Consider the following 21,131-nt stretch of genomic DNA (forward strand, 5'->3'; position numbering starts at 1 on the left):
ATCGCCCACGCGACTGCCCCGCCCTCGCTCCAGGGGGAGGCAGTCCGTCCCCGCGCGTCGAGCCAATACCTTGAACTCCGACGGAAATCACAAGTGACCATGAGCGCAAGGGGGTTGGCTCAATGGCGACAGATCCGGCGGATACGGCGTCCGTCAGCGGGTTCGGGTTCGGGGACTACTACCGGGCGCATGCGGGGCCGCTCGTCGCCCTGTCACTGCTGCGGGGCGCGGACCTGGTGGAGGCGGCGCGACTCGCCCAGGACTCGATGACGGTGGCCCGGCGGTGGATGGACTTGCTGGGCGCGAACGCGGCCGGGGCCGCGAAGGACACCAGGACCCCCGTGGTCACCGCGCAGGCGCTGCGGGCCTGGACGTGCCGGATGACCGTCGGCGGCGGCTGCGGGGCGCTCCGCCCTGCGCACGGGACGGTGCCCGCCCTCCTGGGGAAGGGCAGCACCGACGCCCTGGTGCAGGCCCGGATGGTGGTGGCGCTCGCCCCGCTGAGGGAGTTGAACGAGCGCCAACTCAACGTCACGGCCTTTCGGCTGGCCGGCTGTGCGCCGGGAGCGATCGGGTACGAGCTGGGCCTGTCGATGCCGAAGGTGCACCGCACCCTGCGCCACGTCGGCAAGCTGCTCGGAGCGCAGACGGGGGCACGGCAGACCAGAGGTGCCGAGGCGCCGGGGGAGGCCGTGGAGTCCGCGGAGGCCGAGGGGTCCGGGGCGGCCGAGGGGTCCGCGGAGGCAGACGTCAGGTTCGCGAAACTGCTGGGCGAGCTGGCCGCCGCGCTGGATCCCGTACTCGACCTGCGGGCCGGGCTGGACGAGGTGAGCAGCTCCACTGATACGGACGGGGCCACCGCTCGCCGCGCCCCCGTACCGCCGCTGTGGAACCTCGGCCCCTCGCTCCCCGTGCCGCCCTTCGGCGCACCCGTGCTCCACTCGTTCGCCGACCCTGCGGCGTCCGGGGTACGGGCGTACGCGGCCGGCCTCGCCCGGTGCGACACACAGGGCCGCGAGGCGGCGCTCGGCGGGTTTCCCGCGGCCGAACTGGCGGCTGTACGGCTCGGAGCGGTCCTCGCCCTTCAGGTGGAGCGGTTCCGGCGAGAGGCCGAGAGGTCAGGGACACAGGCCACCAGGGACGAGTTCCGGAGAGAGGACGCCCGGGCGTTTGCGGTCGCACTGGCGCAGGACGCCGCGCTCGCCGCACCGATGTTCGACGCGGTGAAGGACCTCGACGTCCCGCGCCGCGTCGGCTTCCTGGCGTCGGGCCTCGCCCTTGACGACCCCTGGACGAACGAGGTCTCCTACGACGGGATCGAAGCGTCCCTCGCCCTGGCCCAGTTCCGGCGCGCGGCGGTGCGGGCGGCGCTGCGCGCGTCGCACCGGCCCGGTGCGGACACCTCCCCTCAGTCCGGCGGCCCGCTCGCCGAGGCCCTCACGCAGTCCCTGAGCGACACCCCACCGGATGATCCACCAGCTCGACGGACTGAACAGCGACCTCTCGCGTGCCGAGTCGACCCTGCCGGACGGCTACTACGTCGACATGACCCGGGACTTCGACCTCCACCAGAGCTTCCACGCGGACCTGGCCCTCGGCATCGACGCCGTCCGGGAGGCCCTGTCGCAGCCCTAGGCCACACCTAGGCCGAACTGACCTGCTGCCCGCTACGGGCTCCTCTCGACATCACCGACTGGGCCCCGAAGGAATCGCCGAGGCGCCGCTCTCATCTCCCCCAACGGCCACTTCGGCCCCGGCGGCCGCTCCCTGTACGCCGCCCGCTCGGGCGACCCCCGACGGTGGGAGTGGGAAGGCGACACCCCCTGACTTCAACCGGTCCGGTCAGAGGGCTGCGGCCCACGGCCAGGACCCTCCAAGAAGATCGATTCGCTTTTGTTCGCCGTCGCCCAGCTCACCACAAGGCGGACTGCACACCCATGATCCGGCCCGGGCGGGGGCGGAGTGCGGGCGGTCACCGGCCGGTGGTGAAGCGCGCCGGCGCTCGGCGATCAGATGCTGGGCCAGCGAAGCTCCCAGACGACGCCCGCCCTTGACATAGGAGCGCGCACGCTGACGGGTGCCGTCTAGCCACGACACTGTCGGCAGAAGGTGCTCGAGAAACGTGCTGGCGTGGCTCTGACCATGAGGAAGTGTTCGGGCACAACTTCTGCTCGCCTCGACGCCTGACCCCTCCAACTGGTTGGTCCGTACCCCACGGCGGATCGGCCCCCGGTACCAGGTGAGGGCATGGGCGATCTGACGCCGCCCGCGCAGCCGCTCAGCGGCCGGGTCCTGGAATGCGGCGCAATGCGCTCGCCAGTAGCAGCACGCATGAGGCCCGGATCCATAGGAGCCGGGCCTCATGCTGCTTCAGTAGCGGGGACAGGATTTGAACCTGCGACCTCTGGGTTATGAGCCCAGCGAGCTACCGAGCTGCTCCACCCCGCGTCGGTAGCCGCAACAGTACGCCACCCATGGCACCACCCAAGACCAGGCCGCTGTCATCAGGACTCGCGTAAATCGGACGATGCGGGCGCTGCAGCGTCAAGTGTGGGCTGTGTTGTCAGGGATGGGCGCGGCGGCCTGGCGCACGCCGCGCCCTCCGCAGCCTGCTCCGGTCTCGGACGGGACGGGGCAGCTTGTTCAGGGGCGGCAGGGGAGACGATCATTCGGTCATGAGGCCTGAGGTGCAGACGTTCGTTGCCGACGGACCGCTTCCCGACTGGGACGCGAGCGAGGAAGAGATCGACCGGCGTGACCGCCAGCTGGTGGCGATCTCCCGCCCCGTCACGTCCGAAGAGGCCGCTGCCCTGGCCACCTGCTTCGGCCCTGACGACTGCTACGGCGTCGCCTGGACGCTCGTGCACTTGATCGAGACTGCTCCGGGCCCGGTGCCACAGCTGAAGGATCCAGGTCCAGAAGCCGGCGACTGGGCCGAGGTTCTGCGGGTGCGATGGGGCGGCGAACACCCCACGACGTGACGGCTTAACTGCATGAGGTGTCTTCCCCATGAAGTAGCCGTGGAAAGAGCAAGACTCTCACAGCCGGGGCCGGCCGCTTGGACCGCGTTGTCGGTGGTGGCTGGAAGGCTGGTCGTATGAACGGAGACGAGCAGCTGCTGAATGGCCGCGTCTACGGCCACGATCACGACGACCCCAACCCCGGCCCCCTTCCGCACCGGACCTACGCCGAACTGGTCGGCGGCCCGCTGGACGGACTGCTGCTGGACATCCACGGGTGGTGGTGAGGTAGTCGACGGCAGCGGTGGTCAGAAACGTCTGGGGTAGGTGGAGGCCCATGCCGAGGCGGCGTGCGTCCATGGCGGCTTCCAGTAGTGCCCGTGCTGGTGGGGTGGCGTCGTGGAGCTGGTTGAGGAGTTCGGGAGCTCCTGCCAGGTCCTGGGTCACGCGTCCGTTCGCACCGGCGCGGGTGAGGGCGTCGGCCAGGAGGACGTCGCCGTTTTTGGCGAGTTCTGCTGCGGTGGTCAGGGCGAGGGTGTCGAAGGCCTCGGGGACAGACAGCGTGCGGCTGGTGAGGAGTTCACGGGATCGGCTGTGTGGGTCCGGCTTGTCTGGGTCGGGCAGGGTTCTGTACTGGTGGACGTATTCAGGCCACAGCGTGCCGAGAATGAGGACGGGTCCGCGTTCAGGTGTGATGAGCAGCTGGTGCAGGGCTGCGGCGATCCGTTCGCCGTTCTCCTGGTTGCCGAGGTAGTGCTGGGCTTCGTTCAGCCATACCACCGTGCGCGGCCCCACCCGGTGCAGTTCGTCCAGCGCGGCTTCGGCCCTGCTGGGGGCAAAGGGGTGCCACAGCCGCCAGCCCCTCGCAGCGAGGGGTTGCACGGCTTCCCAGCAGGTCCGGGTCTTGCCTGTCGATGACGAGCCCACCAGGACCACGAGATGGCTGTGGCCTGCTGCCGCGTCCTCCACCACCTCTTCAAGTACACGGTCGTGTTCCCGGCGCACGTACTGGGGGAGTACCCGTATTCCGAGTCCGTCCGGGCTGCTGGCAGCCTTTGTCAGGGGTCCGGCCGGGTGGACCTCCAGAGCGTGCGGATCCCACTCTCTGATAGGGCGCCCCAGCTCTTGGGCGGCGTCTGCCTGTGGGTTTCGCCGTTCTTGGGAGGCTGCTCCGGACTCGGCCGTCGTGGCTGCGGCGCATTGGCGTAACTCCAGTAGCTCTTCCACTGGCAGGCGCAGGGCAGCTGCCAGGGCCGCCACGGTCTGCTGCGACGGAACCAGGCTTCCGTCCTTGAACGCCTCCGATACCGTCGTACGTCCCAGCCCTGCCCGGCTGGCGAGCTGCGTCTTGGTCCACCGACGCGTCGCCAGCCCCACAGCAAGTCTCTTACGCAGCTTGACGAGAGCCGCATCCCCGCCCTGCCGCTTCTCCCTGTCCATCTGCTCGCCCCCCCATGCGTGCGGTGTTCGCCAGTGTTCATCTTCGGCCGACGCGAACCACGGCGAACACCGATTCCACGACCTTTGGTCACGTCAGCGCCCTTTACACGACTCCCGGGAGCCCACCGTGACCCTCGCCCTGATCATCTCCGCCACCACGCTCGTCCTCGTGATCGCGCTGCTCGCCGCCGCCGGCGCGGGCAAGCTTGCCCGCCTCGACGGCGCCACCTACCCCGCCGCCCTCACCCGCGCCGCGCTCACCTTCACCGCCGTCCTCACACTCGCCGCCGCCGTCACCAGCTCGCTCGCTTCACTCCTGAAGTGACGCCACCACCTTTGCCGTCGTCCTCCGATCCAGCCCCCCCGCATGCTCGACGGCCGTACCGGTCCACCAGAGAGACTCAGTGACGGGATCCAGTCAGTGCCAGCGTTGCTGTTCGGCGGCGTCTGTGGAGGGCAGCCAGGAAAGCGAAGAGAACTTCGGTCGGTCGGAGCCAGAGACTCGGCGACGACGTGGGTGGGTACGAGCTCGTAGACCAGGGCAGCCCCGGCATCGCAGGGGCGGCCGCGAGGTCGGCGCCTGCGACGAGGACACCGCCCGCGTCCAGGCCGCCGTCACCGGCGAGGAAGAGACGGCTGGCGTGGTGCCCGTGGTCGACTCCATCGGCGTCGGCGGAGGCGTCGTGGACCGGCTGCGCGAGCTCGGCGTGCCCGTCCTCGCCTACTCGGGCGCCGCGAAGACCAAGCAGCGCACCAGGGACGGGGAGTGGGGGTTCACCAGCGTCCGGTCGGCCGCGTACTGGCGGATGCGGGAACTCCTCGACCCCGCGCATCATGCTCCGCGGACCATCCGGAGGCTCGAGTTCCGCCAGGGGGCGACCACGATCACTCTTTCCGATCGCGCGGGGACCACTCTCGCATCATCTCCGACAGGATCGGCCCGAACGGGACACCCCCGCTTGCGCGGGGCCACCGCAAGTCCGTGCCGTGCGTGAGCAGGCGGGCCTTTCCCAGCTTGCCCTCGCAGACTGCTGCGGCGTCGACCACAAGACGATCCACCGCATCGATTACGGCGTGTCCGACCCGAGCCTCGGGCTGCTGCTCCAGATCGCACGAGCAGTGGGTATTCCCTTCGTGGATTTGGTGTGGTTGCCCCGGCCGGCGTCAGGGGGACGGGCGCCGGCAGGGGCGGTTCGGGTAGCTAGCCCGCGATGATGAAGCCCCGGGTGGGCTGTTGACGGTCGGCGGCGGCCACGCGGGCGCGGACGTCGTCAGTGATGTCCCGCTGGTCGACGGGGTCGACTACTCGCCAGGCACCGGCGCGGTTCTGCGGGTCCACAGGTGCGAGGATCCCCGGGATCCCGTACCGGCGCATCGAGGCGTGCAGAGACGAGACGTCGCGCGCTTCCATGGCGGCTCTCCTTACGTCGACTGGTTGCCGAGCCTAGTCGTCGCCGCCACCGCCGTGGGTGGCGCAGTTACCGGGGTTGATCGGGCCGCATCCGCCGGGCATCGGGGTATGCCGGGCCACCCCGACCAGTTCCTTCTGCCGCCCCGTCCAGAGTTCGGTGTCGGGGGTGTAGCCGGCCTGCTCGATGAGGGCCATGGTGCGGGTGAGGACGTCCGGGTCGTGGCGAGCGGCGTCGGCCCGCTCGGGGTAGTGGTGGAGAAGCGGCCGAGGCGGTTGCACAGGGTCGCATACAGGTGCGTGTGGAGGATGAGGGCGTGCCAGCCCTCGTCCACCTCGCTGGTGGGGGAGATGCGGACCTTCGGGAAGAGGGACGCGGCGTGCACGAACTTGAGGGCCTCGACGACGATCCGGGAGGCCATGGAGGCGTCCATGCCGGGGTTGTTGTCGAGGACGGTGTACATCACGCCGTTGAACGCCGCGTCGCTCAGCAGGGCTCGGGCGCCGGGCGGGTTGCCGGGCTCGGGGCTGGACGAGCACGGTGTGGGGTTGGACGAGCAGGCCACGGGTTCCTCCTGGGTGGTGGATTGCCGATGGTGCGTGGACCCGCCCTGTGCGGGACGGGAAGTCAGTGGGTGATGCCGATGGCGAGGGTCGCGAGGATGCCGAGGACGATCAGGCAGTAGAGCGTCTGCCGCTGCCACTCCCTCACGGCGCACCGGGGGTGAGGGGCGGCATGCCGGGTCGGCCGACGAACACCCTTGGCCGCTCGGTCGCGCAGTGCTCGATCAGGGCGGAGGTCGTGTCGTGGACGAGGTCGCCGCACGGCGCGGCCACCTCCTGGGCGTGCTCCGGACAGGCATGCACGTTGGAGCCGCGCCGTTCACCGCCTGCGACGAGGGCGAGGCCGAACGCGCTGCCACACGCAGCGCAACCGCCCAGACAGCAGGGCCCCGCGTAGATCGGCACGTCCCTGAGTGGGAGGCCGTAGTCGCGCCTGACCCGGCCGACCTCGCGGGCCCCGTGCTGAAGCGGCTGGTCGCAGTACACGCAGTTCCGTCCGGCGTGCTGCTCCCAGGTGAGGTCCGCGTAGGGCGGGATCGTCCACCTCCTGCTCCTCGTCACCGCTGCCCCCGCTCAGCATGCGGGGTAAGGCCGCGCTGATTGCGGCACGGGGCGCAGGCGCGGCGGTGCTCGTCGACCTGGGCGTCGGTGCTCGACGGCCCCTTGTGGAAGTCGCACCACCCCTGGCGATGCCGGGGGCACCGACACGGCGCGACGGCGGTGGTGGCCGGCACTTCGGTGGGGCGTGTGACCTGCTCGTGCGAGACCGGGCACCTCGTCCTGTCCGGTCCCACCCGGTAGACGCTGATCGTCATCATGCTGTGGCTCCCGTCGGCCGGTCAGCGAGGACGGTACGAGGGTAGGGAGCGGCTGTACGCACGCACCAGCGATGTGCACGGCTGTGCACAGATTCATCCGACCTGGCGTGCTGTCATGTTCGCGCCCTTGACCGGGAGTTGAGGCCGGGACAGTTTGGTGCACATCAATGCACACCCCTACGAGGGAGGCGAACCATGGCTCTACAGTTCATCGGCGTGGACCCGGAGTCCGGCCAGACTGGCAGCCCGACCGCCTGGGTTGACGAGGAGAGCGGCGACATCATCGCCCAGAGCTACATCGCCGACGAGGCGACCCGCGCCGAGTGCGTCGAGAAGAACGCGCCCGGCCACAACAAGACCATCCCCATTGGGGAAACGGTGATCCGGATCCCCGCCCGCCTGATCCCGATCCTGAGGGAGGCCTGCAATGCCGCAGAGCGAGCCGCGGTTCGATGAGCTGCTCGCCGGCGCCCGCCGATCGGCGATCCACCTCGAGCTCCGGGACGGGTACGCGGTTCCGGACGAGGCAGACGACTACCGGCGTTGGCGCGAGACCGGCGAGCGCGACGTCGACCCGGCCTCCGCGTACTGGTCGCCGTGGGTCGAGATGGTGCGGGCGGCAACCGCCCACGGCGTCACCATGCGGCGAGTTCGGGTCGTGTCCGAGCCCGCCAGCGACTACATCCGGTACGAGCACGCCGGCACCGCGGTGAACGTGACCGCCGGCGAAGAGGTGCGGTGGCTGCCACGCCACCAGGCCCTCGCCCTCCTCCTCCCCGTCGTGGACGGCTGGGTCTTCGACGGCGAGCAGCTGCTCGCCAACCACTTCACCGGTTCCGGAGAATGGGCCAACCCAGCCATGGAGCTGCACACCGAGCCTGATCTCGTGAAGGCATACGCCGACGCGGTCGAGGCACTGTGGGACCGTGCCATTCCGCACGACCAGTACAAGATCCGCTAGCAGGAGCTGCCATGCCCGTCTCCCCGTCGTCCTCGGCGCAGACCGCCCGCGAGGGCGTCGCGCGCCAACTGCGCGAGCTACGCCAGGACGCGGGGCTGACGCTCGTCCAGCTCGCGACGGCCTGCGGGTGGAGCCACTCCAAAGCCAGCCGGATCGAGAACGCGAAGACCCCGCCGTCCGCCGTCGACATCGTCGCCTGGTGCCGGACCTGCACCGCCGACGGCCAGGCCGCCGACCTCGTCGCGCTTTCCCGCGACGCCGAGACCATGTACCAGGAGTGGCGCAAGAAAGCCCGCACCGGCCTGCGCACGCTCCAGACCAGCTACCTACAGCTCTTCCACGCAACCCGGCTCTTCAGGGTCTACTCGCCCACCCTCGTCCCCGGCCTGCTCCAGACCGAGGGCTACACCCGAGCGCTCCTTGCCGGCAACGCCAGGCTGCTCGGTATTCCGGACGACTCCGTCGATGCCGCCGCCGCCCGCGCCGAACGGTCTCAGATCATCCACCAGGCCGGCCGCCGCTTCGTCTTCGTCATCGAGGAGAGCGCGCTCCGCTACCAGCTCGGCAGCAGCGACGACATGGCCGCCCAGCTCGGCCACCTCCTCACCGCCAGCGCCCTGCCCGCCGTCTCCCTCGGCATCATCCCCATGCGCACCACAGCCCGAAGACTGTGGCCACAGGAGGTCTTCCACATCTACGACGACACCCTCGCCTCCGTCGAGCTGCTCTCCGCCGAGGTGAACATCACCCAGCCCAGCGAGGTCGCCCTCTACGAGACGGCGTTCGAGGAGCTGCGCAGCATGGCCGTGTACGGCGCGGCCGCCCGCGCCCTGGTCGTCGAGGCGATCGAGGCGCTGCCCAGCGCGCAGACCCCCGATGTGGCGTGAATAAGGGCTCGCAGAGAATCAACATGCTGACTTGATCTCCATGGGGCTGTTGTTGGTGATGAACGCGGTGACGTCGGAGGGTGTGCGGAACCTGGCTGTCGAGGGTGGGACGGTGTGGCCGTGCTCGGCCAGGAGGGGCTGGACTTGGTGAACGGCCCTGGTGATAGTGCTGGCGTTGACTCCGAAGAGTTGGGCGATCAGGTCTCGGGTGCCGAGTTTGCGCAGGTAGAGCACGGTGGCCAGGACTCTGTCGGCGGTGGTCAGTTTGTCCTTGGCGCCGGCGCCGCGAGCCCGGATGCGGTCTCCTCCTCGTTGCTGGCACCGCCCGTGTTCACGTAGCTCATCGAGTCTCGGGGACAGCTGCTCGATGAGTCCGTCCAGCGCCGGTTCGGTCATGCCGGTCAGTTCTGGATTGCGCAGATCGCCAGCGCAGGACTGTGTGGGCAGGCCTTTGGCTGGCCGCGGGTCTTCGGCCGCGCCGGCTGTGTCGCGGTGTCGGGGATGGAAGGTGTAGTTCCAGTCGCCGTGGAAGCGGTGGCGGTGCATGGGCAGGGCGTCGATGTCTGTGTCGGTGACCTTGATGCCGGTGTCGTAGGTGCCCGGGTCGAGTTCCGCGTGGACTGTCAGCCCGGTGTGGGTGGTGGTTGCCTTGATGCTGTTCAGGATGACGTCGTGGCTGGTCAAGGGCCTGCCTCGCCAGTTCATCGAGATGTGTGAGAACAGCCGGTGCTCGATCTTGTTCCACTTCGAGGTGCCCGGAGGCATGTGGCAGACCGTGATCTCCAGGCCGGTCTCGGCGGCCAGGGCGGCGAGTTCGGTCTTCCAGGCGCGGGTGCGGTATCCGTTGGAGCCGCCCGCGTCCGCGGTGACCAGCAGCCGGTCGGCCTGAGGGTAGTCGTGACTGCCACGGGCCTGCCACCAGCGGCGGATCGAGGCAACGGCAAACGCGGCCGTGTCGTGATCGGTGCCGACGCTGACCCAGCCGGTGTTCGCGGCGACGTCGTAGATCCCGTATGGGATCGCCTTGCCCGGTCCCTGCCGGTCAAGGAAGTCATGGGTCCTGACCTGGGCTGGCAGTCCTTTCGGATGCCACTCGTGGCCTCCGTTCTTGTACTGGCCGACCAGCTCCTTCTTCTTGGTATCGACACTGATCACCGGGTCGCCGGCGCCCATATGCTCCTTGGCCTGGTCGTTGATGTAGCAAAACTGGGCATCGCGGTCGGGATGCTGAGATCCCTCGACAGTCTTGGCGTTTGCCTGGAGACTGAACCCCTCCTCTCGTAGCAGGTCAGCGACGGTATCCGCCGAGATGCGGTGGCCCTGCCTGGTGAGTTCGTCGGCGAGTCTGCGGGTGGACTTCGTTGTCCATCGCAGCGGCGACATCGGATCCCCGCGGGTATCCGGTTCGACCAGGGCCAACAGCGCGGGGCGCAGTCCTGGATCTGCCTCGACCGCCCGCTTGCGCCCGCCACCGGGACGGCGGACCCGGCCCAGCGGTTCCGCCCCCGCCTCCAACTCGTCCACGCCTTTGCGGACGCTGGCCTCGGCCGCCTGGGCGACCGCCCGGATCCCGCCGTGGCCCAGGACCCTGGCCTCGGCCCCCATCAGCAGACGGCGCTGCCGCTCGTCGAGGTGCGGGAACAACACCTGGAACTTCAACGCGAGTTGACCACGGACATCGCCAGATATGCGCATACCACACCAACGAGCCGAACCGCGGGAAGCAACAGGTTGATTCTCTGCGAGCCCTAACGAGCTGGTGCGTGATTGTGGTTGAGGGGTGATCGCTCGGGGGTGGGATGATCCGGTCCGTGGTGATCATGGTCAACCGGGACGTTCTCGGGCATCAGCTGTTCACCGGTATCTCCGGCCCCGCTGCTCCCCGCCCGCGGGGCGTAGTGGCAACTGAAGACACACGCCTCATCGTCGTCCGCAGAACAGCGCTTCGGGGGAGTCATCCGTCGCGGCCAGCTGAGCGAGACGTTCCACCGCAACTTCGCGATCGTAGAAGGTGGCCGACACTCAGCGGTTCACGTGGTCTGCGTGCCGCTGTCTCGCCTTGGCCCTGGCGAACGCCTCCAGCCCGCTTTGAGGGTGCATTTAGACATAGCGGTCGGCAGTGAGGATCTGTACGGTGCTTAGCTTGTCGATGACGGCTCTGGGGATGCTGCCCAGCAGGTCCTTCGGTCCCAAGGCCAGCAGGTGCCTGGGACCGATGGGCAGGACGATGGAGTGCGCGTCTCCGAAAGCCATGTTGTGCGAAAAGGGCGTCGTGTCCGTACGCACGGACACCCCGGGATTGTCGCCGATCAGGAACTGCCTGCTCTCCGAGGTCAACACCTCCAGATGCCACTTCGCCGCCCAGCTGCCGACCGAAGACGCAATCCGAGACATGACTCGCCAAACGCTGACAGAGCAGTTGGTCAAGCATCAGGGATTCACGGAGAAAATAGCCGTTGCCATTGCTCGTGAGGCTCTGCCACCCCATGACAGGTAGACACGAAAACACGCTGGCCGGACAGCCACTGCGAGGCAGGGCGCAAGACGCGCGACCCAGCTTGCCTGACGTCGTGCCGTCCCCAGCCGCACCACTCGGCATGCCGCTCCCGGCGGACTACAAGCAGATCTCCGACACCTACGGACCGGGCACGTTCCCGACCGCGGCCGCATCCAGTCCTTGGACATGTCCTTCAGCGTCCGGCCGTGGTACCCGTGCACTTTCGTCGCCGTCGCCGTCGCCGTCCCGCACACCCGGACACGGCACCGCGTCGTCCGGGTGTGGGTCGTGACCACCACCGCGTGACCGCTGTCCGCCGCGTACTCGACGACCAGCGGTGACAGTCCCGAGAACACCATGCTGACAATCTCGTTGACATCCACCGTGTGATGTCAACGAGGCCCTCTGCCGCGCAGCATCACCACCGACTACGGGACAGAGCCGAACGAGATTGACAGTCCCGCGAAACTCGGTACCTGCGGCGTCTTGGGGTCAAGGTTCGCTGTAACTGCTGCTTCACGTGGGAGACGGGGGAGCGTTGTGGGGCCTGGGCTACCAGCCTTCGATCGCTTTGCGGGGGGCGGCGAAGGTGGTGTTGCCTTGCCCGGACCAGGACTTCAGGGTGCCGGTGGTGTCGTCCCTGGCGATGAGGTCTGCTTTGCCGTCGCCGTCGAGGTCGGTGACTGCGGTGGTCTGGCCGAAGATCCAGCCGCCGGTGACATTGGTTGGGGTGTTGAAGTAGCCGCCCGCGTTGTGCGTCCAGATTTTGAGGCGGTTGGTGGCGGGGTCACGGGCGATGATGTCGGCCGCTTGGTCGCCGTTGAAGTCGGCCGCGGTGGTCTGGGTGAAGTTCCAGCCGGCGGTGAGCTGCCAGGGCCCCTGGAACTTGCCGGTGCCGAGGCCGGACCAGATCTTCAGGTTGCCGTCGGCGTCGCGGGCGATGAGGTCGGTGGTGTGGTTGCCGTCGAAGTCGGCGGCGGTGGTCTGGGTGAACTCCCATCCCTGCGTGACCGGTGTCGGGGTGTCGAAGGTGCCGTTGCCTCGGTTGACCCAGATCATGAGGGTGCCTCTGGGCGGGTTTGTCCCACCGTGTCGGCGTACGGACTTTTCTCCCCAGTTGCGTACGGACGAACGTCCCCAGTTCTGACCGCGGGCAGCCGCAGTGCGGCAGAGGATCTCTGTTGAGATCGATGCCCCGACCAGGGACACTCGCGCGATGAGCCACAGCACATCGTCTGAACCGATCGAGCGAGGGTGGGACGAGCCCTGGTATCGGGTCCGCATGGCGGACTTCCAGGCGTCGTTCCTGCCCAGCGACGGCGAGGACTTGGACGAGGTCTGCAACGTCGATGTCTTTGTGACTCTTAAGGATGGATCTCGTTGGACTGCGACCGTGTTCACCGTCGCGGAAGTCGAGCGCCTGATGAAACTCTGGGCAGGGACCGACGAGGCCCTCGGGGGTCGGTATTTCTGGGTCTCGGACGGCCTGATCGTCAGGGATCCCGGCATCGACAACATGACCGACGTGATTGCCGGACTGATCGGGAACGGCGAGTTCTCCGAGATCTTTCAGCAGGTGATCAACAACTGATCAAGTGCTCGGCAGTCGGAAACGACGTGGGTCGTCAGGCCACGTCGTTGTCCCGCTCGATGGCCTTGAGGCGGTTCTTCAGCCGGTAGCTGGGACCGTTGATGGAGACCACTTCGCAGTGGTGGAGGAGGCGGTCGAGGATGGCGGTGGCGAGGACCTCGTCGCCGAAGACCTGGCCCCATTCGCTGAAGGTCTTGTTCGAGGTCAGGATGATCGAGCCCTTCTCGTAGCGCTTGGAGATGACCTGGAAGACCAGGTTCGCTTCCGCTCGTTCGAGGGGCTGATAGCCGACCTCGTCGACCACGAGGACGCCGGGCCGCAGGTAGGTGCCGAGCTTGTTCGTCAGACGCCCTGCGGCCTCGGCGGCCTTGAGGCTGCGGACCATGTCGTCGAGGCTGGTGAAGTAGATCGAGTAGCCGGCCCGGCAGGCCGCGACCGCCAGGGCGACGGCGATGTGCGTCTTGCCGACCCCGGGTGGCCCGAGCAGGGCGGCGTTCGCCTTGCTCTCGACGAACGAGAGGGTGGCGAGGTCCTTGACCTTGCGTGGGTCGAGGTCGGGCTGGAAGGAGAAGTCGTACTCGTCGAGCGTCTTGTGGTGCGGCAGCTTCGAGAGTCGCAGGCCCTGGCGGAAGCGGCGGTCGTCGCGGACGGCCAGTTCCTCGGACAGGACCAGGTCGAGGAAGTCGAGGTAGCCCATCTTCCCCTCGTCGGCCCGGCGGGTGTATTCCCTGATGGTTTCTGCGAGGTGGGGCAGGCCGAGCTTGCCGGCCGTGTTGCGGATGCGGGTGGAGACCAGCTCGCTCAAGACGTTTCCCTCGTGCTCGGGTGGGTGGTGAAGGGGCGGGTGCCGGTCAGCTCGTCATAGACCGACAGGGGCCTGCGGCCGACCTCGATATGGGTGGCCGCGGCCCGGTTCAGCAGAGCCTGCAGCGGCCCTGTCTCCTCGCCCCGAGGGCGTTCACGACGGGGTTGTGGCAGGACATCGCCGGTGGTGGTCCGGCGGCCCTTGCCGGTGGGCAGACCGTCCCAGTGGGCCTCTTCGACGACGCGGGCCCCGCGGCCGATCGCCCGAGGGTGGGTGGCCAGAAGTGTCTCGCCGCTGGAGCCGGCGACGGTGGAATGCAGCATGATCTGCGACTTCGTGGCCCGGATCTCCACCAGCTGCCGAGGGCGGACCCTGCGGGCGGGCACCGAGTAGAGGTTGCCGCCGAAGGCGACCAGGCAGTCCTTGCCGACCGGCCGCAGATGCCGTTCGGCCACCAGATATGGAGTCTCCGGCAACGGTTTGAGGGCCATGTGGTCGCGGGCCGCCCGCTCGCCGATGATCTGCTGGTGAGTCCTGTGGGCCTGGGCCCGTCGCTGCGGCACCCAGGTAGTGAAGGCGGCGTCCATCTCCTCGACGGAGGAGAAGGACCGGCCGGACAGGACGTGGTCGCGGACGATGAGGACCTGCCGTTCGACGCGTCCCTTGCCGGTGGGCCGGTAGGCGGCCAGGACGTCGATGTCGAAGTCGTAGTGGCCGGCGAACCCGACCGCTTCCGGGTGCAGCGGGACGGCCTCGCCCGGAGCGACGTGGCGGCGGACGACAGTCTTCGTGCGGTCGTAGACGATCGTCATCGGGACGCCGCCGAAGTGCGCGAAGGCCCGGCGGTGGCAGTCGAAGAACGTCTGGAGGTCCTGGCTGGTGGTGAAGCAGCAGAACGGGTCGCGCGAGTACGACAGCGTCATGTGGAAGGAGTAGACCTTCGGGATGCCCATGTGGGCGAGGATCTTGCCCTCGTCCCCCCAGTCCACCTGAGCCTGGGCGCCGGGGATGACCTCGAACCGGCGGTGCATGCCAGCAAGTTCCTTCGGCGTAATGCCGAGTTCCTCGGCGACGCGAGGCCGGGCTTCCTGGACGTAGAGCTTGACGCGCTGGTAGTTGCCGGTAAACCCGTACTCTGCCACCAGCCGCTCGTGGATCACCGCGGCCTTCATCAGGATCTCCGCCCGCAGCATCGAGTCGACCAGCGGCGCGAACTCGTCGATCACCCTGGCCCGGGACCGCCCGTTCGGCGACCGGCGCGGCGGGGTCGCCGGACCCGGTGCCGACACATACTTGCGGACCGTCTTCCGGTCCAGCCCGGTCTCCCGGGCCACCTCCGACAAGCTGATCGCCCCGGACTCCAACAGACTCCGGAAGCGCCGCAATTCCAACCAACGATGCGGATCCAAAACCACCGTCGACCGCCTCCCGCCGCCTCTCACCGACCAAGCAGCAGAGTGCCGAGCAGCAGGTCTCAACGCATCAACAACTGTCCGTTTTCATCCGTACGCGGGTGGGGACGTTCACGTGTACGCCGACACACCGGTTGGGCCGTCGTAACGGGCCAGGATGTCTGCCTTGCCGTCGTTGCCGGCGAAGTCCCCGGCGACGGTTTGGGAGAAGTTCTGCCAGCCGGAAGTCACATGCGTGGGGGCGGCGAAGGTGCCGTCACCGAGGCCGAGGCGCATCTGCAGCGCGCCCGAAGGGTCGTGCCGGGCGAGGATGTCGGAGATCGAGTCGCCGTTGAAGTCGGCCGATACGGTTTCCCCCATGGGCAGCGGTACGCCGTTGGCGCGGTCGGCCAGAGTGCGCGCGAGGAGTTCCGTGCCGGCGTCGTTGAAATGCAGTCTGTCGGTGTCCTCTTCCTTCTCGGTGATCGCGTAGGTGCTTCGGAGGGCATAGGGGTCGTCCGTGTCCCGGGTGGCGAGGTCGAAGTCGACGTAGGCGTCGATGTCCGCCGTGGTGCGGATGTAGGCGTTCACCGACTGGCGGACGGCTTCGTGGATACGGAAGTTGGAGGACGCGAACAGGTCCGGGTAGGCGGTGTAGCCGGAGAACCCTGGGATGGTCGCGACCGTGACGCGGATTCCGCGTGCGTGTGCCCGGGCGGCGATCTTCTTGATGCCGTCTGTGACCGCGGCAGCCGAGGATCCCTCGTGGACGATGTCGTTGACGCCCTCGTAGAGGATGATCTCGCGGACGTTGGGTTGGGCGAAGACGTCACGGTCGAGACGGTTCAGTGCACTGGGCCCTCTGTGCGGGAAGTCCGCGGAATCTGTGACGAGCCGGTTGGAGCTGATGCCTGCGTTGAGGACACCGCTGCCGTCGGCCTTCTCTTTGAGGAAGGCCGCGTAGAAGTCGGGCCAGCGGCGGTTGGCGTCCACGGTGCTGTGGGCGGCGTCGGTCTGGGAATCGCCGAGGGCGACGATGGTTCCCGGATTGTCGCTGGTGGCGACGTCGATACCGCTGAGCAGTCCCCAGAAACCGAGGTCCTTCTTTGTGAAGGAAGTCTCGCCCACGTCGGCCGTGCGGTCACCGCCTTGCCAGGCGGTGGTGTATGAGGTGGCTCTGGCCAACCCGTGGTAGGAGAACATCTTCACGGGTCCCGGCAGGTGGTAGCTGACCAGCAGGTTATTCCCAGCGGTGACAGGGAAGGGAACCGGATCGCTGACAAGTTCGCCACCCGCGGGAATGGTCGCCTGCTGGCTGCCCCGGAAGGTCAGGGTGACCGGAGTCTGCGTGGCGCTTCCCCCGGTGGCTTGTGTGGCCACGGTGACGTGCCCGAGCTTCAGGGGGTCGGGGGAGAAGGTGTTGGCGAACCTCAGGCGGGCCGTGGCACCGCTCGTGTGCGGACTGACGACCATACGGAAGGTCTGGTTCGTCCAGTCGGGGTACGCGTCCCCAAACGTCCTCGCTATAAAACAGGGCTGACCAGGGCAGATGGCTGTGACATGCTCCCCCGCGTGACTCATGACGCTGATGACGGCTGGTCCTTCGCGACCGCACGGGAGACCGCCACCTTCGGTGCCGGCGAGCTGACCGGCGCCCCTGGCACCGACCACGCGATGGCTGAGAGCGGGACGCTTTGCGGCATTCCAGAGCACCAGGTCACCCGCTATATGCATCTCTTCGAACCAGCAGAACCGCAGGCATGTCCGGACTGCCGCCAGCAAGCCGAAGCGGCTCCGACGACGCCGTGCGCGCAAGAGCGACTTCACAACCGGCTCCAGGACGCCGACCCGGGACAGATCCGTGACGACCTCCTCGCCGCCTTGCACAAGGGGACGAAAGTGGACCTGTGGCTCCGCGGTCCCGCCTCTCAGCTGGCCAGACACTACGCAGGCCTCGCCTCGCTGACCGAGGGGGCCGAGGCCGCCATCGAGGCCTTCAACACCACCACGAGCATCGGCCTCGCCCGAGTCGACGACGGCGCCTGGCGCTTCATCGCCGTCCTGCCCGAGGACGACAACCGCCCGCTCGTCGCACGTGGGCCCCGCACGCTCAGCTGACAACTCTCAGGGTGCCGCGAGATCAGCGTCCCCTTGGGGAAGCGTGACCAGCCAGGTGGGGAATTACCTGACGCGAGAGCGGTCACCGATGGGGAAAACGCTGACCGTCGACACTGCCCGGACGCCAAGAACATGCCCAGCCTCCTCAGCAAGGACGAGGTGCGGCTGGCGTTTGAGCAGTTCCCCGAGCTGGAGATGCACGAGACGTGCGCCCCGTGGGGCAGCCTGGGAATCTCCAGGCCCGCAGTCCCATGACACACTCCTGCCGTGATCACCGGGCTTCTGGCCCTGTGACCTGGGAGGGGATGACTGTGCGAGGGACGAAGTGGGCCGCCGTGACGGTGGCGGCCATCATGATCACCGCTGGGGGCTGTGGCTCGGGCGACGGTGGGGCGGGGGAGGCGAAACCGCCGGCATCACCGCGGCCTCAGGGCACTGGGCCGCTGACGAAGAGCATCGTGCGGGCAGACCTGGACGCCTCCGTCGCGGGCGCGGGCGTCCCGGCAAACGCCCCGGAGTACGGCGAGGACCGTGCTCCGGCAAGTTCGCCCCTGTCGTGCGGCGTGTACTTCAAGGGCTTCGGTACAGACGAGGCCGCAGTCGACCTTGCCCGCTTCGAGAAGCTGGTGGGTGAGCTGCGCGAGCGGGCGTGGCAGCAGCCGGCGCAGCGCACCGAGCGCAAGGACCGAGACGGAGTGATCGGCATCGCCGAGGTGTGGCTCTCGCAGGGAGGCTGGCGCATGAGCGTGGAGTACCGGACCCCTCCGGACGAAGGCGTGATCACAGTCAAGGCCTACGACATGGCGTGCCTCAAGAAGCACAAGGTCGATCTCAAGACGGGTGGCTGACCGTCCCCACGGTTAGGCAGACTTCCGACGCCGGGCCGGGGCCGTCTTCTTCGCCGCGGGCTTGGCCGCCGGGGTCTTCTTCGCAGCCGCCTTCTTCTTCGGCTTCGGCATCTCGTGCACGGTGGCCGGCCCGCCGGTCTCGCCTCGCGATTCCTTCGCCTTGGCCACCGACGCCTCCAGCGCGGCCATGAGGTCGACGACCGGCGCGGTCGGCGCGGCCTCGCCCGGCGCCGGCGCGGGCGCACGGTGCTCGGCCTTGGCCTCTGCAGGGGCAGGGTCGCGCTGGTGACGGGCGCGGCGACCGGGATCGGAGCCGCCACCGCCAAGGCCCTCGCCGCGGCCGGGGCCACCGTCGCCATCAGCCACTTCGCCCAGATCAGCCAGGCTCGAACGGTCCTGGAGGACGTCCAATGCCTGGGAGCAGACGGCGTCGAGGTCAGCGCCGACCTCACCGACCCGGAAGCGGTCACCCTGATGATCGGGCAGGTCACCAACGAGATCGGTCCGGTGGACATCCTCGTCAACAACGCCGGCGCCTACCCGCGAGTACTGGAAGGAGACCGACGAGGCCGTCTGGTCCCACGCCCTCGACCTCAACCTGACCATCCACTATCGCGTCAGCCACGCGATCACCCCCTCGATGATCCAGCGCCGCTGGGGCCGCAGCATCAACATCAGCAGCGTCAACGCCCGCGTCGGCCGGCCCGGGCTCACCGCCTACAGCACCACCAAGGCCGGACTCATCGGCCTCACCCGCTCCCTGGCCAGGGAACTCGGACCCCACGGCATCTGCGTGAATACCATCGTCCCGGCGCCATCCAGGTCGCCGCCGAAAACGACCTTCCCGCCCACCACCGCGCCCGGCCCGAAACCAGATAGCCCGCCAGTGCGTTCCCCGCCGCGGCCAGCCCGAAGACGTAGCAGCCGGCATCGCCTTCCTCGCCAGCCCGTCCGCATCATTCATCACCGGTCAGTCGTTGCACATCGACGGCGGCTGGCAGCTCCACTGACCACGCCCGAAGCTCACCACGAAAGGAACCCGATGAAGCAGCGCGTCCGCGCCATCCTGATCACCCCGAAAGACACCCTGCTCCTGATCAAACGCATCCGCCCCGGCGTCGACCCCTACTGGGTCATCGTCGGCGGTGGCGTTGAGGAGAGTGACGCCTCCCGCGAGGACGCCCTCCTGCGGGAGGTCCGCGAGGAGATCGCCGGCGACGCCGAGATCGTCCGCCTGCTTCACAAGATGGAGAACGCCAAGGGCGAGAAGGAGTTCTTCTACCTCGCCCGCATCGACACGTGGGACTTCGAGAACCGGACCGGCCCGGAGTTCTCCCGGACCGACCGAGGCGAGTACTTCCTCGAAGAAGTCCCGCTCACCACCAGGGCGATCGCGAGCCTGAACCTGTTGCCCAGGGAAATCTCCACGGTGCTGTGCCAGGCCTTGGAACGTGGCCAACAGCTCTCGGCGTAGTTCACCGGGACCGCGGGACGCTCGCTGGCCCCGAGCAGCGATGCGGAATCAAGATCGACATCGGCATCCCGGTCCTCTCCGAGGGGCGTGAGGGGACGGTCGCGGACACGACCGGGCAGTACCTGGTGATGCAGTGCGACGACGAGTCGCAGCCGGTGAAGCTGCACGTCACGGGGGTTGAGGAACATCGGAACGAAAACCGGCGCTAAACAGGCCCTAACAGAATGACCGCGTCGAAACTGCGCTGGGATCACTCCGAGGGCCGGTGTCAGGTAAGGGCAACAAAACTGCTGGTCACAGGGACTCTCGCGCCCGTAGCCTGCACCCGTGATGGAGGAAGACGAGATCAACCCGGATGTCCGCGTCGGAGGCAACCGCTATCGAGCGATCAGCCTGCGCTTCCACCAGCTGACATGCTCCTTCCCGGACGAGCGTGATGACCTGATGCGCGACTTCCTCGTGACAGCTCAAGGTGAGTCGGCGCGGATCGAGGTCATGGTGAGGACCTGGGACGGTGACGGCCTCGACGTCTTCCTTGCCGAGCTGGCAGAAGAGTTTCGAGGGTGGAAAGGCGCCAGGACCTGGCGCTCTCTTGAGGACGACTTGACGCTGTCTGCCGAGCACGCAGGATCACACGTCCGATTGACCTGGGGGCTGCACGACCGTCTCCCCGACGACGAGTGGCGTTTCGAAATGACGACCAGCCATGCCCCTGGAGAGGACATGCGCCGCCTTGCCATCGAGATGCGTACCTTTTTGGAGTCAGAGCCGCTGTAGTGTGCGGAGACAGCTCGTCAGGCGTCTATGACCGGCACAACACGCCAAGTTGTCCGACGCCGTGCCGCCAGACGACGCCGGGCGGCACGCCGCCGCGAACTCTGGCGGATCCGTCCAAGTAATTCGAACCCGATCACCCGCTCATTGCCTCATGCCAGGGCGCTCCAGTGAGGGGTGCCACACCGGGTATCTCTCATTGGAGACACCGCGTGACCATCGGATGCAGCCTGCCCGCGATGGCTAGGGCAATCGTTGAGGGGCTTCCCAACAGCGCCCCGCTCATGGCGGGCGACGACCTGGGCGACGGGCTGCCTGGTCTGGGGCGGCTGCGCTAGCCTCAAGCTGTACCCGACCGGCGGAGGTCCTTGATGGCGAACCTCATCTTCAGCGAGGACGAGCAGCGCGAGCTGCGCGAGGCCGCGCGCGCAGAGTTTCCCGGGAACACCGCTCTCGCGTACGTCCTCGAGAACATCGCCGCCGAAGGCATCGACCTTGACCGATGCCGGGACTGGGACGACATCCGGGCCGAGCAAGGCCTGCCTGAGCACACTGATGGGGCGCAGGGTGTCGCCTAAAGACGGTGGTCACGAGG

Annotated in this window: 24 protein-coding genes, 1 tRNA gene and 2 pseudogenes; 15 read left to right on the forward strand and 12 right to left on the reverse strand. The window is 68.0% G+C overall.

Features of this window, described 5'->3' with window-relative positions; genetic code table 11:
* Positions 1-122: 122 nt before the first annotated feature.
* Positions 123-1,646 (forward strand): hypothetical protein, encoded by a 1,524-nt coding sequence (locus AC07AW_RS34870; RefSeq protein ID WP_478819489.1) that lies wholly within the window; start codon positions 123-125, stop codon positions 1,644-1,646.
* A gap of 728 nt (positions 1,647-2,374) precedes the next feature.
* On the opposite strand, the gene AC07AW_RS34875 is transcribed toward AC07AW_RS34870, so the two are convergent.
* A tRNA-Met gene (locus AC07AW_RS34875) sits at positions 2,375-2,448 on the reverse strand.
* Between the two features lie 227 nt (positions 2,449-2,675).
* Between AC07AW_RS34875 and AC07AW_RS34880 the strand changes: the two genes are divergently transcribed.
* The 3 genes from AC07AW_RS34880 (at position 2,676) to AC07AW_RS34890 (ending at position 3,878) form a co-directional block, all read left to right on the forward strand.
* A complete protein-coding gene (locus tag AC07AW_RS34880; protein WP_478819490.1) occupies positions 2,676-2,981 on the forward strand; it encodes a hypothetical protein in 306 nt (101 codons plus the stop codon).
* Between the two features lie 116 nt (positions 2,982-3,097).
* Complete coding sequence (locus AC07AW_RS34885) at positions 3,098-3,247, forward strand: hypothetical protein (protein WP_478819530.1); 150 nt, start codon at positions 3,098-3,100, stop codon at positions 3,245-3,247.
* A 112-nt stretch (positions 3,248-3,359) separates the two neighbouring features.
* Positions 3,360-3,878, forward strand: a complete 519-nt coding sequence (locus AC07AW_RS34890) for a hypothetical protein (protein WP_478819491.1) — start codon at positions 3,360-3,362, stop codon at positions 3,876-3,878.
* A gap of 348 nt (positions 3,879-4,226) precedes the next feature.
* On the opposite strand, the pseudogene AC07AW_RS34895 reads toward AC07AW_RS34890, so the two are convergent.
* Positions 4,227-4,400 (reverse strand): annotated as a pseudogene (locus tag AC07AW_RS34895) (hypothetical protein); the annotation flags it as partial.
* Between the two features lie 127 nt (positions 4,401-4,527).
* Here AC07AW_RS34895 and AC07AW_RS34900 point away from each other — a divergent pair.
* Positions 4,528-4,725 carry a hypothetical protein gene (locus AC07AW_RS34900; protein WP_478819492.1) on the forward strand — a complete coding sequence of 66 codons (198 nt, stop codon included), beginning with the start codon at positions 4,528-4,530 and terminating at the stop codon, positions 4,723-4,725.
* A gap of 509 nt (positions 4,726-5,234) precedes the next feature.
* Positions 5,235-5,615 carry a helix-turn-helix transcriptional regulator gene (locus tag AC07AW_RS34905; protein ID WP_478819493.1) on the forward strand — a complete coding sequence of 127 codons (381 nt, stop codon included), beginning with the start codon at positions 5,235-5,237 and terminating at the stop codon, positions 5,613-5,615.
* Here the strand turns inward: AC07AW_RS34905 and AC07AW_RS34910 are convergent.
* The 3 genes from AC07AW_RS34910 to AC07AW_RS34920 form a co-directional block, all read right to left on the reverse strand.
* Positions 5,602-5,811, reverse strand: coding sequence for a hypothetical protein (locus AC07AW_RS34910; RefSeq protein WP_478819494.1), 210 nt, complete (start codon positions 5,809-5,811; stop codon positions 5,602-5,604). The genes AC07AW_RS34905 and AC07AW_RS34910 overlap by 14 nt on opposite strands.
* 33 nt (positions 5,812-5,844) lie before the next feature.
* The gene (locus tag AC07AW_RS34915; RefSeq protein WP_478819495.1) at positions 5,845-6,090 is read right to left on the reverse strand and encodes a hypothetical protein; all 246 of its coding nucleotides are present in this window, start codon (positions 6,088-6,090) and stop codon (positions 5,845-5,847) included.
* Between the two features lie 426 nt (positions 6,091-6,516).
* On the reverse strand, positions 6,517-6,933 hold the full coding sequence (locus AC07AW_RS34920; RefSeq protein WP_478819496.1) for a hypothetical protein: 417 nt from the start codon (positions 6,931-6,933) through the stop codon (positions 6,517-6,519).
* A 452-nt stretch (positions 6,934-7,385) separates the two neighbouring features.
* Here AC07AW_RS34920 and AC07AW_RS34925 point away from each other — a divergent pair, with 452 nt between their 5' ends.
* The 3 genes from AC07AW_RS34925 to AC07AW_RS34935 are packed head-to-tail and all read left to right on the forward strand — an operon-like array spanning position 7,386 to position 9,038.
* Positions 7,386-7,646, forward strand: coding sequence for a hypothetical protein (locus AC07AW_RS34925; RefSeq protein ID WP_478819497.1), 261 nt, complete (start codon positions 7,386-7,388; stop codon positions 7,644-7,646).
* Positions 7,618-8,151 (forward strand): DUF6879 family protein, encoded by a 534-nt coding sequence (locus AC07AW_RS34930; protein ID WP_478819498.1) that lies wholly within the window; start codon positions 7,618-7,620, stop codon positions 8,149-8,151. Before AC07AW_RS34925 ends, AC07AW_RS34930 begins: the two co-directional genes overlap by 29 nt.
* 11 nt (positions 8,152-8,162) lie before the next feature.
* Positions 8,163-9,038, forward strand: a complete 876-nt coding sequence (locus AC07AW_RS34935) for a helix-turn-helix domain-containing protein (protein ID WP_478819499.1) — start codon at positions 8,163-8,165, stop codon at positions 9,036-9,038.
* Between the two features lie 18 nt (positions 9,039-9,056).
* On the opposite strand, the gene AC07AW_RS34940 is transcribed toward AC07AW_RS34935, so the two are convergent.
* From AC07AW_RS34940 to AC07AW_RS34950, 3 genes are all read right to left on the reverse strand, one after another.
* A complete protein-coding gene (locus AC07AW_RS34940; protein ID WP_478819500.1) occupies positions 9,057-10,733 on the reverse strand; it encodes an ISAzo13 family transposase in 1,677 nt (558 codons plus the stop codon).
* A 405-nt stretch (positions 10,734-11,138) separates the two neighbouring features.
* Positions 11,139-11,432 (reverse strand): DUF4238 domain-containing protein, encoded by a 294-nt coding sequence (locus tag AC07AW_RS34945; protein ID WP_478819501.1) that lies wholly within the window; start codon positions 11,430-11,432, stop codon positions 11,139-11,141.
* 655 nt (positions 11,433-12,087) lie between these two features.
* A complete protein-coding gene (locus AC07AW_RS34950) occupies positions 12,088-12,594 on the reverse strand; it encodes an FG-GAP repeat domain-containing protein (RefSeq protein WP_478819502.1) in 507 nt (168 codons plus the stop codon).
* 157 nt (positions 12,595-12,751) lie between these two features.
* Between AC07AW_RS34950 and AC07AW_RS34955 the strand changes: the two genes are divergently transcribed.
* The gene (locus tag AC07AW_RS34955) at positions 12,752-13,126 is read left to right on the forward strand and encodes a hypothetical protein (RefSeq protein WP_478819503.1); all 375 of its coding nucleotides are present in this window, start codon (positions 12,752-12,754) and stop codon (positions 13,124-13,126) included.
* A 34-nt stretch (positions 13,127-13,160) separates the two neighbouring features.
* On the opposite strand, the gene istB is transcribed toward AC07AW_RS34955, so the two are convergent.
* The 3 genes from istB to AC07AW_RS34970 form a co-directional block, all read right to left on the reverse strand.
* Positions 13,161-13,931 (reverse strand): IS21-like element helper ATPase IstB, encoded by a 771-nt coding sequence (gene istB / locus AC07AW_RS34960; protein WP_478819504.1) that lies wholly within the window; start codon positions 13,929-13,931, stop codon positions 13,161-13,163.
* Positions 13,928-15,373, reverse strand: a complete 1,446-nt coding sequence (gene istA / locus AC07AW_RS34965; protein WP_478819505.1) for an IS21 family transposase — start codon at positions 15,371-15,373, stop codon at positions 13,928-13,930. Before istA ends, istB begins: the two co-directional genes overlap by 4 nt.
* A gap of 81 nt (positions 15,374-15,454) precedes the next feature.
* Positions 15,455-16,795 carry a GDSL-type esterase/lipase family protein gene (locus tag AC07AW_RS34970; RefSeq protein WP_478819506.1) on the reverse strand — a complete coding sequence of 447 codons (1,341 nt, stop codon included), beginning with the start codon at positions 16,793-16,795 and terminating at the stop codon, positions 15,455-15,457.
* A gap of 87 nt (positions 16,796-16,882) precedes the next feature.
* Between AC07AW_RS34970 and AC07AW_RS34975 the strand changes: the two genes are divergently transcribed.
* Together AC07AW_RS34975 and AC07AW_RS34980 are read left to right on the forward strand one after the other, a co-directional pair.
* Positions 16,883-17,440, forward strand: a complete 558-nt coding sequence (locus AC07AW_RS34975) for a hypothetical protein (RefSeq protein WP_478819507.1) — start codon at positions 16,883-16,885, stop codon at positions 17,438-17,440.
* Positions 17,441-17,775: 335 nt separating this feature from the next.
* Complete coding sequence (locus AC07AW_RS34980; RefSeq protein ID WP_478819508.1) at positions 17,776-18,288, forward strand: hypothetical protein; 513 nt, start codon at positions 17,776-17,778, stop codon at positions 18,286-18,288.
* A 12-nt stretch (positions 18,289-18,300) separates the two neighbouring features.
* Here AC07AW_RS34980 and AC07AW_RS34985 read toward each other — a convergent pair whose 3' ends face one another.
* Complete coding sequence (locus tag AC07AW_RS34985; protein ID WP_478819509.1) at positions 18,301-18,477, reverse strand: hypothetical protein; 177 nt, start codon at positions 18,475-18,477, stop codon at positions 18,301-18,303.
* Positions 18,478-18,621: 144 nt separating this feature from the next.
* On the opposite strand from AC07AW_RS34985, the pseudogene AC07AW_RS34990 reads away from it, so the two are divergent.
* The 3 genes and pseudogenes from AC07AW_RS34990 to AC07AW_RS35000 form a co-directional block, all read left to right on the forward strand.
* Positions 18,622-19,762: pseudogene (locus tag AC07AW_RS34990) on the forward strand (SDR family NAD(P)-dependent oxidoreductase); the annotation flags it as partial.
* Positions 19,763-20,089: 327 nt separating this feature from the next.
* Entirely contained in the window at positions 20,090-20,539 is a 450-nt protein-coding gene (locus AC07AW_RS34995; protein ID WP_478819510.1) for a DUF6228 family protein, read from the forward strand.
* A gap of 368 nt (positions 20,540-20,907) precedes the next feature.
* Positions 20,908-21,114: a hypothetical protein gene (locus AC07AW_RS35000; protein ID WP_478819511.1), complete on the forward strand. Its 207-nt coding sequence runs from the start codon at positions 20,908-20,910 to the stop codon at positions 21,112-21,114.
* The last annotated feature ends 17 nt before the right edge of the window (positions 21,115-21,131 follow it).

The sequence above is a fragment of the Streptomyces sp. NPDC044003 genome, from assembly GCF_056435185.1.